The sequence below is a fragment of the Pseudomonas sp. OE 28.3 genome (assembly GCF_014268205.2).
GTDB lineage: Bacteria > Pseudomonadota > Gammaproteobacteria > Pseudomonadales > Pseudomonadaceae > Aquipseudomonas > Aquipseudomonas edaphica.
This window is the reverse complement of record NZ_CP077082.1, coordinates 4,552,187-4,570,255: the sequence shown is the minus strand read 5'-3', so window position 1 is coordinate 4,570,255 and position 18,069 is coordinate 4,552,187. Positions and strand designations below refer to the sequence as shown.

Here is an 18,069-nt window from a genome sequence, read left to right as displayed (position 1 = left end):
AGTCGCATGATGGGCGCATTAACCTGGATTCGTGGTTTCCATGGCACCGTTGGCCGTTTGGCGCCGCGAACGGTGGCCAGCAAATTGCGCCGCACCTTCATGACACCGCGCAACTTGCCGCCGCGAGATTGGGAGCTGCCGCTGCTGGCGCAATCGGAGCGCATCACCTTGCGTTTCGGCTTGTCAGCGTTGTGCTGGGGCCAAGGCCCAGCAGTATTGCTGATGCACGGTTGGGAAGGGCGCCCCACGCAGTTCGCCAGCTTGATCACCGCGTTGGTGGACAATGGTTATTCGGTAATAGCCCTGGATGGCCCGGCCCATGGTCGCTCGCCGGGGCGTGAAGCGCATGTGTTGCTGTTTGCCCGCGCCATGCTCGATGCTGCCGCTGAGTTGCCGCCGCTGCATGCGGTGGTCGGGCATTCCATGGGCGGCGCCAGTGCGATGCTGGCGGTGCAATTGGGGTTGCGCACTGAAGCGCTGGTGAGCATTGCCGCGCCCTCGCGCTTCCTGGATGTGCTGCGTGGCTTTACCCGCATGGTGGGCTTGCCGCCGCGTGCGCGCTCGGCGTTTATCCAGGAGGTCGAACAGACTTTCGGCATGCCGCTCAAGCACCTGGATGTGGCCCACTACCAGATGAACCTGCCGGGGTTGATCGTGCACGCTGAAGACGACACGTTCGTCCCGGTCAAAGCCTCGCAAGCCATTCATGAGGCTTGGTTCGACAGCCGCCTGCTGCGCCTGGAGCAGGGCGGTCATCAGCGGGTGCTGGCCGATCCACGGGTGATCGAGGGTGTGTTGGCCCTGTTGGCCGGCAGTCGTTTACAGGAGCGGCAAACCGCCTGATACACTGCCCGGCGACATTCATCGACTGGAGCAAGGCATGGGCTGGGATCTGGCAGCGCCGTTTATCATCGACCTGCAGGTCGCCGCTGAAGACATCGATGGCCTTGGGCACGCCAATAATGCGGTGTACGTGTCCTGGCTGGAGCGTTGTGCGTGGCGTCACTCCCAGCGTCTGGGGCTGGACCTCGCCGAGTATCGCCGGCTGGACCGCGCCATGGCCGTGGTGCGCCATGAGATCGACTATCTGGCGGCCGGCTACGAAGGTGACGAGTTGCAACTGGCTACCTGGATCGTTGACTGGGACCAGCGGCTGAAGATGACTCGGCGCTTCCAGTTGGTACGCCCCAGCGATGGTGCGACCCTGCTGCGTGCGCAAACCACCTTTGTTTGCATCGAGCTGTCCAGCGGCAAACCCAAGCGCATGCCCGCCGAGTTTCTCGATGGCTATGGCCCGGCCCTGAAAGGGGGTTAACGGTTGCTGTGGGAAACCCAGTAAACTGCGCCACGATTTTTGTTGAGTGTTTCCCATGCAAATTGCTTTGGCGCCCATGGAGGGGTTGGTCGACAACATCCTGCGGGACGTGTTGACCCGCGTGGGCGGTATTGACTGGTGCGTGACCGAGTTCATTCGCGTCAACGACCGCCTGCTCACCCCGGCCTATTTCCACAAGCTCGCCCCCGAACTGCTGCACGGTGCCCACACCGCAGCGGGCGTGCCGTTGCGCGTGCAGTTGTTGGGCTCGGACCCGGTGTGCCTGGCGGAAAACGCTGCGTTGGCGTGCGAATTGGGTTCCGAGGTGATCGACCTGAACTTCGGCTGCCCGGCCAAGACCGTCAACAAATCCCGTGGCGGTGCGGTATTGCTCAAGGAGCCCGAGCTGCTCAACCAGATCGTCGAGCACGTGCGCCGCGCCGTGCCGGCGCATATCCCGGTCACCGCGAAAATGCGCCTGGGCTTCGACAGCCCCGACGGTGCGTTGGTGTGCGCCACGGCCCTGGCTGAAGGCGGCGCGGCGCACATCGTGGTGCATGCGCGCACCAAGACCGATGGCTACAAGCCGCCGGCCCATTGGGAGTGGATTCCGCGGGTGCAAGACGTGGTCAAGGTGCCGGTGTTTGCCAATGGCGATATCTGGAGCGTCGAAGACTGGAAGCGTTGCCGCGAAGTCAGCGGCGCCGAAGACATCATGCTTGGCCGTGGCCTGGTGGCCCGCCCGGACCTGGCGCGGCAGATTGTGGCGGCGAAGGCAGGCGAAGAGGTGGTAGAGATGGCGTGGGCAGGCATGCAGCCGATGCTCCAGGAGTTCTGGCGCCAATCGGTGGCGCAACTGACCGAAAAGCAGGCGCCGGGCCGTTTGAAGCAGTGGCTGGCGATGCTCACGCGCAACTACCCCGAGGCAGTCGAGTTGTTTACCGCGCTGCGCCGCGAAACCGGGTTGGAGCAGGTTAGCCGCTTGCTGGGTATGAAGCATCCCGACCCGGCGTAGTGAAGCGATCACAGCCGCCTTTGTTTCAAAAATGCTCCGTATTGAAAGATACGGAGCATTTTTGCATTTAAAGGTATTGCCGCGGAGGCTCGCCAAGCTTGAGAGGTGGCGTTTTTTCGCTGTCGGAAGCTTTTTTAGTGCTGGAAAGCAACAGTCGCTGCCAAACCGGGTTTGGAAATTGATACAGAGTTGTTCTAAATAGTCAGTCGTTTTCTAATCAAGTAATAAATGTTGCGACAGGTGTTTCATTGAGTGCGGAGTATCACACGTTGTCGTTTTGTTGGTTAGTTAATCATGTCGCTTAATTGCAGCCTTGGCAGTTTATAAGTGCATGTGTCCGCTGTTATGCGGGTAGGGGTGAGCGACGTCTCGGTTTTTCGTGAATAACAACGGGGAAAAGTCCTAAAGGTTGATTTGGTTTCCTTATATGAAGCGCGATTTCTGGAACTCAATAATCTCGCGCTTCACAAAAGTAGGGTCTGTGAAGCAGCGCTGTTGCTTGCAGCACTTATAATGACTGTCGCTGTTCTGGGTTTTAATTGCCCAGGCTGCGCTTAATTAGGAAATTGCTAATGTCTTTTTCGATCAACCATTCGCCCTCTATCAACTCTGATACGTTGCCCCTTGACCTGACAGTCTCGAAAGAACCCAATGTCGGTAAGCCTGTTGGCCTGCACGGGGCTGGTTTGGTGCACACTCCACCCGCCCCCCGAACTGAGTTTTCCACGGCTCTGCAGCGTGACGGGTTGAATAATGCCAACATGCTCACGAAACTGTTTGATATGTTTGAACAACTTGTCAGCGCCCTGCGTGAGATGTTTTCGGGCAAGGCCGAAACAGTTGCCCTAATGCCTCACACCGATACAACAGCCAATACCACGCAAGGTATATACCCTCAGAACGACGTGGCTGTGCACACCCAACCTCTGCTGAAGGACGCTGCGGCTGCCGCGTCTCAATTGAAAGGCAAGCTGCAAACAGGCTCGCTGTCCAAGGTTATTTCGGACGTTGCGGATCAACTAAAAGAGAAGTCGGATGAGGATTCGCATCCAGCAGCGATACCAGTCTTCGGGAGCCGTGTTTCACATCCGATGCGCGAATCCGGTGTGAGCGTAACCAATCAGGCAAAACCGCAGGTCAAGGTGGAGGTCAATATCAACCATTGCCACTGTCCCGAGACCTTGGTTGAGCGCGATGGAATAACAACCGGTGTAAGTGTACCGGTTGATCACCGCCCTCGGACGCGGATAAACCTTAAGCCTGACAGCCCTGCCGAGCCGCACCCCACTGTTGGCGAGACGCTCAAGACGGTTTCGCCTATCACGCCTGTAGCGCCGGCACCGATTGACGACCACGACCACGACCACGACAGCCATAGCAAACCGCGCCACATCCATAGTGAGGTGCCAGGCTCGCCCAGGAAGACCCCGCAGGAAGACTTGGAGGTACTCACTAAGCCCAAGGTTGGCGTCACGAGCCCAGGCCCTGCTGAAAATGAGAATGATCGTTGGGACCAGGGCTTCTCCAGCCGCTCCCGGCTGAGGAACTGACACCCGCCAGGGTGTTTTTACTTCGCCGATAACGCCGCGTTTCCCCGGGCCCAAGGTTCGGGGAACCGTTTGAAAAACGTGGAGCAAGTCATGGTGTATTACCGAATTGATAACATCGCTTACCCAGATGTGCGTCAGCTGCCAAGCATGGATTTGCATGGCGCACCCAATGAGCGCGCGTCCTTTTACGCGCCAAGACATGCCGGTTCGCGGTGGAACTCGGTGCCGGTGCCCAGTGATAGGCCTGGGCAACAAAGGGCTCAAAGCCTGGTGGACAGGGTTGCCGCATTTTTAGCGCAAGTGGCCAGTGGTCCCTCGCAGCCAAAGGCTAAGGTCTTTCCCGATGTGCCCCCACAACCCCAAGTGAATCCCCAGGCGGTGAGGCGTGCCGCGCCAGCTGACTCGGCGCCCGTGCTGACTTGCGTGCCTGCGCAGGCGCATGGAGGCGATATCCCGGGTTTGTCCGATAAGCGTAATGGCGCAAAGCCATTGAATATTTGGAGTGGGTTCCGTCAGGGGCCAGGCGGTAACTGTGCCACGGTAGCGACGATCAAGGCTGCCATGCACACATTCGGTCAAAGCCCGACAGACATCTACCGCGAAGTCAGGCGGCTGGACGGTGGTTATCGGGTAACGATGCGCGACAATTACACGCTCACATTGACCGACCGAGAGTTGGCAGTCGCCTCGCGCGCTTCGCAGTTCATCGGCCCCGATAAAGGCATGCTCAAGGATGCGCACTTTTTGTTTGCCGTCAGTGCCAAGCGTGCACATGAGGAGAACAACGACACAACGGCGGGTGAGAGCTTTGACGCGGGTGTGGAGAGTTTGAATGATGGTGAGGATGAGGAAAAGCCTGGCGAGGGCTTCCTGCGGTTAGGGCTAATTCACTATATGAAAAACGTCAGCGTGCGTGAGCTTGCCGAAGGTCACGTGGGCGTGAGTAATCGGCGGGGGCACTCGGTAGCAGTCATCAATGGCCTTGAAGAGATTTGGGGGCGGCCCGGGGCTGAGCCTCGGCGAGGGGAGGCTGTGGCACTCAAGCGCACTCCTTGCTGTCAAGGCCTGGCCTCGCTGGGCGCGAATGATCAGGTAATAAAAGATAAGCGTTGACCGTAACTTTCTACTTATCGCAACTCATTGATTTAACTCTTCTTCTCAACGTGTATTGATTGACAGACTGCAGGAGTCATTTTTGTGGACGTAGCCAGGCTTAACCTCTCTACTCGTTCAACACCCGTACATTCCCTGCCTTTTACAGGGCCGATCTCACACTCCACAGACGTTAAATTGCTGGACGTTGTCAACGCATTCAATGCCCCTCAAAGACGCTTTGGTGAGGACTATGACGCCAGTGCTCACTTAGCGGTTATCAAAATGATGATGGTTACTTTTGGTCAACGCCCTTCGGACTTGTTTACGCAGGTCAAACGTGCCGAGCAGGGGTATGAGGTCACGCTTAGAGATGGCAACAAAGTTCAAGTGTCCGATCTCGAGTTACGGCAAACAGCCGCCGGCTCAAGAATTGTTGGACATGACCCGGCGGCGATCAGTGATGCGAACTTTGCATTGGCTGTGTTTGTTAAACGTAAACAACTAATGGGCGTTCAGGCAGGTAATAGTCAGGGGTTTAAGACTGCATTATCAAATTCGTTGCGTGGTGAGACGACTTATAATGTGCTCAAGGGCCTGGGCATGGCCGGTTTTTTACGCCAAGTACCGTCGGCGCAGTTGGCAGGCAGCGGGGTCGGCGTCATGCAAACCCATACATTTGGCGGTGCCCTGGTCTATGGGGGCGTGAGCCATGAATATGGGGGCCAGCGACCTGTCGAGCGTCCCTATGTCTACGTGCTGGTTAATCACAATACGTCCGTTGAGGTGCAGGGTAATGCCTCTGGTTTGAGTGCCAGCGCTCAGCCTCAGAGCCCCTCCGACCCCGGCGTGCCGCCAATGAGCGATTCGTCTTCCGACATCCCCACTCGAGCAGTGGGGCAGAAACCTGTCGATAGAGTAAGAAGTTTTGACGTCGCTGAACGACGGTTCGGTGAGGGCGATACGCGTCGGCATGCGTCCGTGATCAAAATGATGATGATGAGGTTTGGTCAAAGTCCGCAGGATGTGTTCGACAAGGTCGCGGCGGCCGCAGAGGGCTATGACATCACCATGAAGGACGGTTTTTCTTTACATCTGTCCAAAGAAGAATGGAGTCGCACGGCCGGGGTCTCGCGGTTTACCGGCGGTGACAGCGGTATTGTGATGGATGCCAATTTCATCTTGGCGGCCTATGTAAAACGTGTGCAACTGTCCAGTACGGACCCTGATAAACAGAGGAACTTCGAGCGCGCGTTATCCGCGGTCATGCTTAATGATACGGTGTACCGGGCATTAAAAGGGATGGGGATGATCGGTTTCCTGCGCATTGTCGAACCCGAAAAAATGTTGAAAAAAGGCGCCGTTGCTGTCTTGGATAATTACGCTGGTGAGTTTGTACTGGATGGCATCAAATACTCGTCGGGAAAACAACAGCCTGTTGTCAAAGACTATGGCTATATGCTCGCCATGCAGCCGCCGAGCACTTCGTCGGCGCAACCGGGCGGGAACATTTCAAACCTCTCCAATCGTCAGGTGGGCGTCAAGCCTGACAATATCTGGAGTGGGTTCTATCAAGGTTCAGAACTCAACTGCGTCACCGTCTCTGCGATCAAGGCCGCGATGATGAAGTACGGTCAAAATCCCCAGGGCATTTATAAACGCATTATTGAGACACCCGAGGGTTATACCGTGACCATGCGTGACTCATGCACGGTACACCTGACCCACGATGAGTTGAAAAAAGCGCAAAAAGGTTCGCACTTCTTCGGTGAAGATAAAGGTCTTTTGCACGATGCGATTTTCATGTTCGCGGTGAGCGCAAAGCGCGCGCAAATGGAAAATCACGAGTTTCGGGCTGAAGCGAGTTTTGAGGCCGCCATGGGGACGCTCAATGATAGAGAAACCCCTGGCGAAGCACTTCGGCGCCTTGGCTTGTATGCCTTCACGCGTAGCAGCACTGCCGAGCAATTGGCCAGTGGCGTTGCGGGCACTCTTGCCAATCATGGCCACTCCGTAGGCGTTTTTGACGGAATTATCGATTTTTATGGGTCAACAATAAAATTGGCCGGTTCGGACTGGGAGAAAGGCGCTCACGCGTTAAAACTGGTGTAGACCGGGTGAGGGCGGTTGGACCAGTAACTGCCTGAACGCCTTGATCGGCAACGGCCGGCTGTGCAAATACCCTTGGAACAAATGGCACCCCAGCTTTTGCAGGAACGCCAGTTGCTCCGGCGTTTCCACGCCCTCGGCAATTACATCAAGGTTGAGGCTGCGGGCCATGGCCACGATGGCGCGGATGATTTCCGCGTCGTTGGGGTCATGGGTGGCATCGCGCACGAAGGACTGGTCGATCTTCAGCGCATCCACCGGCAGGCGTTTGAGATAAGTCAGCGACGAATAGCCGGTGCCGAAGTCATCCATGGCAAAGCTCACGCCGAGCTTTTTCAGGCGGCGCATCTTGGCCACGGTGTCGTCCAGGTTCTGGATGACGATGCCTTCGGTGATCTCCAGCTTTAACAGGCTGCAGGGCAGATGATGCTGTTTGAGGCTGTGTTCTACCCGCTCCACAAAGTCGTTCTGGCGAAACTGCCGGGGGCTGATATTCACGCACAGGCTGAAATTAAGCGGGTCTACCAGGCCCTCGGCAATCAGCTGCGCAAAGGCGCCGCAGGCCTCATCGAGAATCCAGGTGCCGACCTCCAGGATCAGGCCGCTGTCTTCCAGTACCTTGATAAATTCGGTGGGTGACTGCGCGCCCAATTGTGGGTGCTGCCAGCGCACCAGCGCCTCGGCGCCGACAATTTTGTTGCCGCGTGCATCCACCTGGGGTTGGTAATGCACGCTGAACTCACCGCGTGACAGCGCCAGGCGCAGGTCGGTCTCCATGCGCAGACGCTCACTGGCGGTTTTCTGCATGCTGTTGTGGAACATTTGCGTGGTGTTGCGCCCCGAGTCCTTGGCGCGATACAGCGCAATATCGGCGCGCTTGAGCAGGTCGGCCGGTGTGGAGCCATGATCGGGTATAAGCGCCACGCCGATGCTCGGTGTGACCTGCAAGCGGTGGCCATCCAGGAACATCGGCTCCGACAGCAGTTCGCGCAGCGTGTCGGCCAATACTTGTACTTGGCCGCTGACCGCTGTACGTGTGCCTTCCAGGCCACTGAGCAACACCACGAACTCATCACCGCCCAGGCGCGCCACGGTGTCTTCCAGGCGCACGCTGGCTTCCAGCCGTGCAGTGACTATTTTCAGCACGGTGTCGCCCACCGGGTGACCGAGGGAATCATTGATGTGCTTGAAGTGGTCAAGGTCGAGGAACAATAACGCGCCGCGCAGGTTATGGCGTTTGAGCAGGGCGATCTGCTGACTGAGACGGTCCATCAGCAGCGCGCGGTTGGGCAGGTTGGTCAGAGGGTCGTGGTAGGCCAGGTGACGAATCTGCGCCTGGGCGTTTTTCAGCAGGCTCACATCCCGCGCGGTCAACAGCAGGCACGGGGTTTCATTGAGGGTGATGGGTTCGACCGAGACTTCCACCGCCAACACTTCACCGCGCTTGTTGTGCCAGAGCATTTCCAGGTGATGAATGCGGCCCTTGATCTGCAGTTCGGCCAACAATGCCGCGCGCTGGTTTTCATCGGCCCAGATGCCGATCTGGTAGAGCGTGAGGCCGATGGCTTCTTCGGCGCGGTAGCCGGTCAGGCGGCAGAAGCCGTCGTTGACCTCGACATAACGGCCGGTGTCGCGCTCGGTAATGGAAATCGCGTCAGGGCTGGAGTGAAAGGCCTTGGCGAACTTCTCTTCACTGGCCTTGAGCGCGGCTTCCGAGCGCTGTTGCTGGGTGATATCGCGCAACGTCGTGACAATGCAGGGTTGGTCACCGACCTTGATCAACCGGCTGGAAATCACGCAGGTCAGGCTGTGGCCGTTCTGGTGATGCACCACCAGGGCCACATTGCTCAACGATTGTTCGCGGATCACCTGCTCAATGCGTTGCAGGCGCTGGCTCGAATCGTCCCACAGGCCGATCTGCTCGGCGCTGTTGCCGATGACGTCGGCAGCGGTCCAGCCGAAGGTCTGGGTAAAGGCCGGGTTGATCTCGATAAACACGCCGCTGTCCAGGCAGGTTACGCAGATTGGGTCGGGGCTGGCCTGGAACAGGCTGGCGAATTTTTCCTCGGAGGCGGTCAGGCGTTGTTCGCGTTCAACCTGGTCGGTGATATCGAGCAAGGTGCCGGCCATGCGCAGCGGCTTGCCGGCGTCATCGCGATACAGGCGTGCACGGCTTTCCAGATAGCGCGGGCTGCCATCTTCCATTTCCACGCGGTAGGTCAACTGATAGTTGCCGTCCGGGCCTTCGCGCAGGCTGCGGTAGGCGTTGCGCATGCCCTCGCGGTCGGCATCGGACATGCCTTCAAAAAACGCATCGAAGGCTTCGTGGAACGGTTCGGGCGGCAGGCCGTGCAACTGGGCAGCGCGGGCCGAGCCGTAGAGCATGCCGGTGGGGATATGCCAGTCCCAGGTGCCCAGTTGCGCCGAATCCAGGGCCAGGTCGAGGCGCTCCTGGCTGTCCTTGAGGGCCTGCTCGGCGTTCTTGCGGTCGGTGGTGTCAAGAAAGGTGCTGATCAGGTAAGCCTCGCCCTCAAGCTCGACCTTTTGCGCGCTGAGGGTGCCATCGTGAATCTGGCCGTTGCTGGCGCAGAACTGCACGTCCATGGTGATCGGCTCGCCCTTGCGCTGGGTGGCCTTGACCAGCAGCGCGCGCTCCTCGGGGTGGCGCCACAGGCCCAGCTCCAGGGTGGTGCGGCCGATGGCCTCGGCCACGGGCCAGCCAAAGTGAATCTCGAAGTACTGGTTGGCTTCGCTGATGCGGCCGTCGGACTGGCGGGTGAGCAACACCATGTTGGGGCACAGGTGAAACAGCGTGGCGAAGCGTTTTTCCGATTGCATGAGGGCGTGTTCGCGCTCGCGTTGGCGAGTGGTTTCGCGAATTACCCCGATCATGCGGCGCCGGCCGGTTTTGTCCGGCGCCAGGCTGCCGTTGATTTCCAGCCAGTGATGGCTGCCATCCGGCCATTGGATGTGGTGGTGCATGGCCTGCTCGAACGGCTCGCCCGCCAGCACCGCATGGAACGCGCGCACCACCCGGGCGCGGTCCTGCGGCGCCAGCAGGTCCAGGTAGTCGAGGTCTTTGGGCAAGGGTTGCCGAGGGTCGTAGCCAAACAACGCCTGGGTGCCGCGTGACCAACTGATCCTGCCCGTATCGATTTCCCAGCACCACGCGCCAAGGCGGGCAGCATTGAGGGCCGCCAGCAATTGTGGAGCACTTTCCCAGCTTTGTTCCGCCTCTTGAGGGTCCAAGGCGTAAATGCGCGGCAGGGGCGGTACGGAATCGACGGGGTTGCGCATTATCAATGGGCCTTGGCTCAATGGGCGTTCGGCGCGGGATTATTCAGGCTTTATGGGCCGCACAGCTTCATGCCGGTATCCCTGGCAGATCGACCTGTGCATCCAATAGGCTCATGAAAGCCCGCGCAGCGTTCGACAGCGTCCTTTCGGTGTGCACGATATAGCCTAGCTGGCGACTGAGCTGTATGCCCGGCAAAGCGATACTTGCCACCTGATCATCGAGCATGGTGCGCGGCAAAACGCTCCAGGCCAGGCCGATGGAGACCATCATCTTGATGGTTTCCAGGTAGTTGGTGCTCATGGCGATGTTGGGCGTGAGGCCCTGGGCCTCGAACAGCCGTCTGACGATATGGTGGGTAAAGGTGTTGCCGCCGGGAAAGACCGCCGGGTGTTTGGCAATGTCGGCAAGGCTGACCATACCATTGCCGGTCAAGCTGTGTTCCGGTGCCACCACGAAGTCCAGCGGGTCGTCCCACACCGGCGTGGCGCGCACCAGATTGTGCGGTTCAGGTGCCAGGGTGATGACCGCCACTTCGGCACGGCCATGGAGGATTTCTTCGTAGGCCACTTCCGAATCAAGGAACTGAATATCCAGTGCCACATTGGGATATTGCCGGGTAAAGGTGCGCAGAATGGGCGGCAGGCGGTGCAGGCCGATGTGATGGCTGGTGGCCAATGTCAGCCGGCCGCTGACTTCGCCGGTCAGGTTGGTGAGCGCCCGGCGTGTATCGTCCAGCACATTCAAAATCTGATAAGCGCGTGGCAGCAGGGCGCGCCCGGCTTCGGTCAGGCCGACTTCACGGCCCAGGCGATCGAACAGGCGCACCTTTAATTGTTGTTCCAGCCCGGCGATGCGTTTGCTGATCGCAGGCTGGGTCAGGTGCAGGCGATCACCGGCGCCGGAAAAGCTGCCGGTCTCGGCGATAGCGATAAAGGCGTTGAGGTTGGCCAGGTCCATGGTGGTATTCCAGTTGGTAATCCAAAGCATAAAAAATATGAATTTGAGTTATTTAATGTAGCGCCATACCATCAGCCTCACAAGCCAAAGGGTTATTGAAAAGCCCGGCGTATAGATGCACCTGTGATGAGGACCGACTGATGGCCGGCAAAACGCTTTACGACAAGCTTTGGGATTCCCATGAAGTGAAACGGCGCGACGATGGCTCGTCGCTGATCTATATCGACCGTCACATCATCCATGAAGTGACCTCGCCCCAAGCGTTCGAAGGCCTGCGACTGGCCGGGCGCAAGCCTTGGCGCGTCGACTCGATCATCGCCACCCCGGACCACAACGTGCCGACCACTCCGGAACGCAAGGGCGGGATCGACGCCATCGTCGACACCGTGTCGCGCCTTCAGGTGCAGACCCTCGACGACTACTGCGACGAATATGGCATCACCGAATTCAAGATGAATGATGTGCGTCAAGGCATCGTCCACGTGATCGGCCCGGAGCAGGGCGCCACCTTGCCGGGCATGACGGTGGTCTGCGGCGACTCCCACACGTCCACCCACGGCGCGTTCGGCGCCCTGGCGCACGGCATCGGCACCTCCGAGGTGGAACATGTGTTCGCCACCCAGTGCCTGGTCGCTAAAAAGATGAAGAATATGTTGGTCAAAGTCGAAGGCACCTTGCCTTTCGGCGTGACCGCCAAAGACATCGTGCTGGCCGTGATCGGCAAGATCGGCACCGCCGGCGGTAACGGCCACGCCATCGAGTTCGCCGGCAGCGCGATTCGCGACCTGTCCATCGAAGGCCGCATGACCATCTGCAACATGTCCATCGAAGCCGGTGCCCGCGTGGGCATGGTGGCGGCGGACGAAAAAACCGTTGAATACGTCAAAGGTCGCCCATTCGCACCGGCGGGCGCCGATTGGGATGCCGCCGTTGAAGCCTGGAAAGACCTGGTCTCCGACACCGACGCGGTGTTCGACACCGTGGTCGAGCTCGACGCTGCCCAGATCAAGCCGCAAGTGAGCTGGGGTACCTCGCCGGAAATGGTCCTGGCGGTTGACCAGAACGTGCCGGACCCGGCTAAAGAAACCGACTTGGTCAAGCGCGGTTCCATCGAGCGCGCCCTGAAATACATGGGTTTGAAAGCCAACCAGGCGATTACCGACATTCAGTTGGATCGCGTGTTTATCGGTTCCTGCACCAACTCGCGGATCGAAGACCTGCGCGCTGCGGCGGTGATCGCCAAGGGCCGCAAAGTGGCTTCGACCATCAAGCAAGCCATCGTGGTGCCGGGTTCCGGCCTGGTCAAAGCCCAAGCTGAAGCCGAAGGCCTGGACAAGATCTTCCTCGAAGCCGGTTTTGAATGGCGTGAGCCGGGCTGCTCGATGTGCCTGGCGATGAACCCGGACCGTTTGGAATCGGGCGAGCATTGCGCGTCCACTTCCAACCGAAACTTCGAAGGGCGTCAGGGCGCCGGTGGGCGTACTCACCTGGTCAGCCCGGCCATGGCCGCTGCGGCTGCCGTCAACGGTCGTTTCATCGACGTTCGCGAATTGATCTGAGGAATACCCGATGAGAGCTTTTACCCAACACACCGGCCTTGTCGCCCCTTTGGATCGCGCCAACGTCGACACCGACCAGATCATCCCCAAGCAGTTCTTGAAGTCGATCAAGCGCACCGGTTTCGGCCCTAACCTGTTCGACGAGTGGCGCTACCTGGACGTGGGCTACGCCTACCAGGACAACTCCAAGCGCCCGCTGAACAAAGACTTCGTACTCAACGCCGAGCGCTACCAGGGCGCCAGCGTATTACTGGCGCGGGAAAACTTCGGCTGCGGCTCCAGCCGTGAACACGCGCCGTGGGCGCTGGAAGAATATGGCTTTCGCAGCATCATCGCGCCAAGCTACGCCGACATCTTCTTCAACAACAGCTTCAAGAACGGCTTGCTGCCGATCATCTTGAGCGACGCTGAAGTGGATGAGCTGTTCAAGCAGGTGGAGGCTGATGTGGGCTACCAACTGACCGTTGACCTGGCCGCGCAAACCGTGACCCGTCCGGACGGCAAGGTGTATCACTTCGAGGTGGATGCGTTCCGCAAGCATTGCCTGATCAATGGCCTGGATGATATCGGCCTGACCCTGCAGGACGGCGATGCGATTGCCGCGTTTGAAGCCAAACACCGGGCGAGCCAGCCCTGGCTGTTTCGCGATGCCTGATTGGCGGTAACCGTGCGGGCCCCATCGCGGGCAAGCCCGACTCCCACCCTGGAATGCATTCCACTGTGGGAGCTGGCTTGCCTGCGATAGCGCCCGTACAACCACCCCAACACCCAAGGAAAGCCACCATGACCACCACCGTCCACACCCAAGTCGTGCAAAAACAATTCGGCGAGCAAGCCTCCGCCTACCTGAGCAGTGCCGTGCACGCCCAAGGCACCGAATTCGCGCTGCTCCAGGCCGAACTGGCCGGGCAGGGCGCTGCACGGCTGCTGGATCTGGGTTGCGGCGCCGGGCATGTGAGTTTTCAGGTGGCGCCACTGGTTAAAGAAGTGGTGGCCTACGACCTGTCCCAACAGATGCTCGACGTGGTTGCCGCAGCTGCTATAGACCGCAACCTGGCCAACATCCGCACCGTACACGGCGCCGCCGAGCGCCTGCCATTCGCCGACGGCGAGTTCGACTTCGTGTTCAGCCGCTACTCGGCCCACCACTGGAGCGACCTGGGCCTGGCGCTGCGCGAAGTGCGCCGGGTGCTCAAGCCCGGTGGCGTGGCAGCCTTCGTCGACGTCTTGTCACCGGGCAGCCCACTGTTGGACACTTACCTGCAAACCGTCGAAGTGCTGCGTGACACCAGCCACGTGCGCGATTATTGCGCCGCCGAATGGATGCAACAGCTCAGCGAATCCGGCTTGCATGTGCGCACCAGCAGCCGTCAACGCCTGCGCCTGGAATACACCTCGTGGGTCGAGCGCATGCGCACGCCAGAGGTATTGCGCGCGGCGATCCTTGCGCTGCAACAGGCAATGGGCCAGGAAGTGCGCGATTACTACGAGATTCAAGCCGACGGCACCTTCAGCACCGACGTGCTGGTGGTTTTCGCTGAACGCTGATTGATTTTTCCCGACCTGCCCACGGGCGGGTCGCTTGATGAAATGAGGAACGCATGAGCAAGCAGATTCTGATTCTCCCTGGCGACGGTATTGGTCCGGAAATCATGGCCGAAGCGGTCAAGGTCCTGGAACTCGCCAACAGCAAGTACAGCCTGGGCTTTGAGCTGAGCCACGACGTGATCGGTGGCGCGGCCATCGACAAGCACGGCGTGCCGCTGGCTGACGAAACCCTGGACCGCGCCCGTGCGGCCGATGCCGTGCTGCTCGGCGCCGTGGGTGGCCCGAAATGGGACAAGATCGAGCGTGACATCCGCCCTGAGCGCGGCCTGCTGAAAATCCGCGCGCAACTGGGCCTGTTCGGCAACCTGCGCCCGGCCATCCTCTACCCGCAGTTGGCCGACGCGTCGAGCCTCAAACCGGAAGTGGTCGCGGGCCTGGATATCCTGATCGTGCGTGAACTGACCGGCGGTATCTATTTTGGCTCGCCACGCGGCGTGCGCGAGTTGGAGAATGGCGAACGCCAGGCCTACGACACGCTGCCGTACAGCGAGAGTGAAATCCGCCGTATCGCCCGTGTCGGTTTCGACATGGCCCGTGTGCGCGGCAAAAAGGTCTGCTCGGTCGATAAAGCCAACGTACTGGCCTCCAGCCAACTGTGGCGCGAAATCGTCGAGGAAGTCGCCAAGGACTACCCGGACGTCGAGCTGAGCCACATGTACGTCGACAACGCTGCCATGCAACTGGTGCGTGCGCCCAAGCAGTTTGACGTGATCGTCACCGATAACCTGTTTGGCGACATCCTGTCGGACCAGGCCTCGATGCTCACCGGCTCCATCGGCATGCTGCCGTCGGCGTCCCTGGACACCAACAACAAGGGCATGTACGAGCCTTGCCACGGTTCGGCGCCGGACATCGCGGGCCAGGGCATTGCCAACCCGCTGGCGACGATTTTGTCGGTCTCGATGATGCTGCGTTACAGCTTCAACCTGAGCGAAGCGGCGGATGCCATCGAGAAGGCCGTAAGCCTGGTGCTGGATCAAGGTTTGCGCACCGGTGACATTTGGTCACAGGGTTGCACCAAAGTCGGCACGCAAGAAATGGGCGACGCAGTAGTCGCCGCGCTGCGGAATCTGTAATCTCTCCGGCCCGCTTGCAGTTGTTGCTGCAAGGCGGCCCACTTTTTAACAAGGTGTAGTTGCGATGAAACGTGTAGGTCTGATCGGTTGGCGCGGTATGGTCGGTTCCGTGCTCATGCAGCGGATGCTGGAAGAGCAGGATTTCGATCTTATTGAGCCGGTGTTTTTCACCACTTCGAACGTAGGTGGCCAAGGGCCGTCCGTGGGCAAGGATATCGCCCCGCTCAAGGACGCCTACAGCATTGAAGAGCTGAAAACCCTCGATGTGATCCTGACCTGCCAGGGTGGCGACTACACCAGCGAAGTCTTCCCCAAGCTGCGCGAAGCCGGCTGGCAGGGTTATTGGATCGACGCCGCCTCCAGCCTGCGCATGCAGGACGACGCGGTGATCATCCTCGACCCGGTGAACCGCAAGGTCATCGACCAGCAACTGGATGCCGGCACCAAGAACTACGTCGGCGGCAATTGCACCGTCAGCCTGATGCTGATGGGCCTGGGCGGCTTGTTCGAAGCCGGCCTGGTTGAGTGGATGAGCGCCATGACTTATCAGGCGGCGTCCGGCGCCGGTGCGCAGAACATGCGTGAACTGATCAAGCAGATGGGCGCGACCCACGCCGCTGTTGCCGATCAACTGGCCGACCCTGCCAGCGCGATCCTCGACATCGACCGCCGCGTGGCCGAAGCCATGCGTAGCGACGCTTACCCGACCGAGAACTTCGGTGTGCCATTGGCCGGCAGCCTGATCCCGTGGATCGACAAGGAACTGCCAAACGGCCAGAGCCGCGAAGAGTGGAAGGCCCAGGCCGAGACCAACAAGATTTTGGGTCGCTTCAAGAGCCCGATCCCGGTCGACGGCATCTGCGTGCGCATCGGCGCCATGCGCTGCCACAGCCAGGCGCTGACCATCAAGCTGAACAAAGACGTGCCGATCGCCGATATCGAAGGGCTGATCAGCCAGCACAACCCGTGGGTCAAGCTGGTGCCGAACAACCGCGACATCAGCATGCAGGAGCTGAGCCCGACCAAGGTCACCGGCACCCTGAATGTACCGGTGGGCCGTCTGCGCAAGCTGAACATGGGCAGCCAGTTCCTCGGCGCGTTCACGGTCGGCGACCAACTGCTGTGGGGCGCTGCCGAGCCGCTGCGTCGCATGCTGCGGATCTTGCTTGAGCGTTGATCGCTTGAAGCCGTAAGAGAAACCCGCGTACTGGTGACAGGCGCGGGTTTTTTGTTGCCCTTGAGGCCGCCATCGCAGGCAAGCCAGCTCCCACATTGTGTTTTGTAAACACATTCAAGGGTGGGAGCTGGCTTGCCTGCGATGAGGCCATCAGCCTCACCACAAAGGCCAGCTTAATTGCCTCACCCCGAGCCACCCGGTAAAGTGCCGCTCCCCCCGCAATGCCCGAGGCAGCCTCCATGACCCAGACCTTTGAAATCGCCGTGATCGGCGCCACTGGCACCGTCGGTGAAACCCTGGTGCAGATTCTCGAAGAACTGGATTTTCCGGTGGGCACCCTCTATCTGCTGGCCGGCAGCAATTCGGCCGGCGCCTCCGTGCCGTTTCGCGGCAAGAACGTGCGGGTCAAGGAAGTCGATGAGTTCGATTTCAAAAAAGCGCAGCTTGCCTTCTTTGCGGCCGGCCCGGCCGTTACCTTGAGCTTTGCCCCGCGCGCCACCGCTGCCGGTTGCGCGGTGATCGACCTGTCTGGCGCCTTGCCTGCTGAACAGGCGCCTCACGTGGTGCCAGAAGCCAATGCCCATGTACTGGACAGTTTGAAAAAGCCCTTCCAGCTGAGCAGCCCAAGCCCATCGGCGACCAACCTGGCCGTGGTGCTGGCGCCGTTGCGTGAATTGTTGGAGATCCAGCGTGTCAGCGTCACCGCCAACCTGGCGGTATCCGCCCAGGGCCGTGAAGCCGTCAGCGAGCTGGCACGACAGACCGCCGAACTGTTGAACGTGCGCCCGCTGGAGCCCAAGTTCTTTGATCGGCAAATGGCCTTCAACCTTTTGGCACAAGTCGGCACGCCAGATGCGAAAGGTCATACAGCCCTGGAGAAACGTCTCGTACACGAACTGCGCGCGGTGCTGGAAACTCCATTGCTGAAGATTTCTGCAACCTGCGTTCAAGCCCCGGTGTTTTTTGGCGATAGCCTGACGGTGTCGTTGCAATTGGGCGCGCCGGTCGATCTGGCAGCGGTGAACCGTGCATTGGAAGCGGCGCCTGGCATCGAACTGGTTGAAGAGGGCGATTACCCCACGGCTGTGGGCGATGCGGTCGGCCAGGATGTGGTCTACGTCGGCCGTGTGCGTGCAGGTGTGGATGACCCGGCGGAACTAAATCTGTGGCTGACGTCAGATAACGTACGCAAGGGCGCGGCACTCAACGCCGTACAGCTGGCGCAGTTGTTGATAAAAGGCCTTGTGTAAAAGATACTTGGCGGCAATTTGTAGATTGATTCTAGCCAGGCGCTATGCTTGGCCCCAAGCGGT

Annotated in this window: 14 protein-coding genes; 12 read left to right on the top strand and 2 right to left on the bottom strand. The window is 59.6% G+C overall.

The genetic code is table 11. From position 1 onward, the window contains the following. Positions 1 to 9 precede the first annotated feature (9 nt). The 6 genes from HU759_RS20460 (at position 10) to HU759_RS20435 (ending at position 7,084) form a co-directional block, all read left to right on the top strand. Positions 10 to 843, top strand: a complete 834-nt coding sequence (locus HU759_RS20460) for an alpha/beta fold hydrolase (RefSeq protein WP_017138729.1) — start codon at positions 10 to 12, stop codon at positions 841 to 843. A gap of 37 nt (positions 844 to 880) precedes the next feature. Continuing rightward, on the top strand, positions 881 to 1,315 hold the full coding sequence (locus HU759_RS20455) for a thioesterase family protein (RefSeq protein WP_186617559.1): 435 nt from the start codon (positions 881 to 883) through the stop codon (positions 1,313 to 1,315). A 55-nt stretch (positions 1,316 to 1,370) separates the two neighbouring features. Further along, positions 1,371 to 2,330, top strand: coding sequence for a tRNA-dihydrouridine synthase (locus HU759_RS20450; RefSeq protein ID WP_186617560.1), 960 nt, complete (start codon positions 1,371 to 1,373; stop codon positions 2,328 to 2,330). Positions 2,331 to 2,902: 572 nt separating this feature from the next. After that, positions 2,903 to 3,880 carry a hypothetical protein gene (locus HU759_RS20445; RefSeq protein WP_170037938.1) on the top strand — a complete coding sequence of 326 codons (978 nt, stop codon included), beginning with the start codon at positions 2,903 to 2,905 and terminating at the stop codon, positions 3,878 to 3,880. A gap of 78 nt (positions 3,881 to 3,958) precedes the next feature. Continuing rightward, positions 3,959 to 4,993 carry a hypothetical protein gene (locus tag HU759_RS20440; RefSeq protein ID WP_346274609.1) on the top strand — a complete coding sequence of 345 codons (1,035 nt, stop codon included), beginning with the start codon at positions 3,959 to 3,961 and terminating at the stop codon, positions 4,991 to 4,993. 177 nt (positions 4,994 to 5,170) lie between these two features. Continuing rightward, the gene (locus HU759_RS20435) at positions 5,171 to 7,084 is read left to right on the top strand and encodes a hypothetical protein (RefSeq protein ID WP_225933002.1); all 1,914 of its coding nucleotides are present in this window, start codon (positions 5,171 to 5,173) and stop codon (positions 7,082 to 7,084) included. Here the strand turns inward: HU759_RS20435 and HU759_RS20430 are convergent. Next, positions 7,070 to 10,378: an EAL domain-containing protein gene (locus HU759_RS20430; protein WP_017138735.1), complete on the bottom strand. Its 3,309-nt coding sequence runs from the start codon at positions 10,376 to 10,378 to the stop codon at positions 7,070 to 7,072. The two genes, HU759_RS20435 and HU759_RS20430, sit on opposite strands and share 15 nt — an antisense overlap. Positions 10,379 to 10,445: 67 nt before the next feature. After that, positions 10,446 to 11,336, bottom strand: a complete 891-nt coding sequence (locus tag HU759_RS20425; RefSeq protein ID WP_017138736.1) for a LysR family transcriptional regulator — start codon at positions 11,334 to 11,336, stop codon at positions 10,446 to 10,448. Between the two features lie 140 nt (positions 11,337 to 11,476). Here HU759_RS20425 and leuC point away from each other — a divergent pair, with 140 nt between their 5' ends. From leuC to HU759_RS20395, 6 genes are all read left to right on the top strand, one after another. Beyond that, positions 11,477 to 12,895: a 3-isopropylmalate dehydratase large subunit gene (leuC, locus tag HU759_RS20420; RefSeq protein ID WP_169988590.1), complete on the top strand. Its 1,419-nt coding sequence runs from the start codon at positions 11,477 to 11,479 to the stop codon at positions 12,893 to 12,895. Positions 12,896 to 12,905: 10 nt separating this feature from the next. Next, the gene (gene leuD / locus HU759_RS20415) at positions 12,906 to 13,550 is read left to right on the top strand and encodes a 3-isopropylmalate dehydratase small subunit (protein ID WP_003234333.1); all 645 of its coding nucleotides are present in this window, start codon (positions 12,906 to 12,908) and stop codon (positions 13,548 to 13,550) included. Positions 13,551 to 13,678: 128 nt separating this feature from the next. Continuing rightward, complete coding sequence (locus HU759_RS20410; RefSeq protein ID WP_186617562.1) at positions 13,679 to 14,443, top strand: class I SAM-dependent methyltransferase; 765 nt, start codon at positions 13,679 to 13,681, stop codon at positions 14,441 to 14,443. Between the two features lie 53 nt (positions 14,444 to 14,496). Next, positions 14,497 to 15,579: a 3-isopropylmalate dehydrogenase gene (leuB, locus tag HU759_RS20405; RefSeq protein WP_021491199.1), complete on the top strand. Its 1,083-nt coding sequence runs from the start codon at positions 14,497 to 14,499 to the stop codon at positions 15,577 to 15,579. Positions 15,580 to 15,643: 64 nt separating this feature from the next. Continuing rightward, complete coding sequence (gene asd, locus HU759_RS20400) at positions 15,644 to 16,756, top strand: aspartate-semialdehyde dehydrogenase (protein ID WP_017138739.1); 1,113 nt, start codon at positions 15,644 to 15,646, stop codon at positions 16,754 to 16,756. Between the two features lie 239 nt (positions 16,757 to 16,995). Beyond that, on the top strand, positions 16,996 to 18,006 hold the full coding sequence (locus HU759_RS20395; protein WP_170037946.1) for an aspartate-semialdehyde dehydrogenase: 1,011 nt from the start codon (positions 16,996 to 16,998) through the stop codon (positions 18,004 to 18,006). Positions 18,007 to 18,069: the final 63 nt, after the last annotated feature.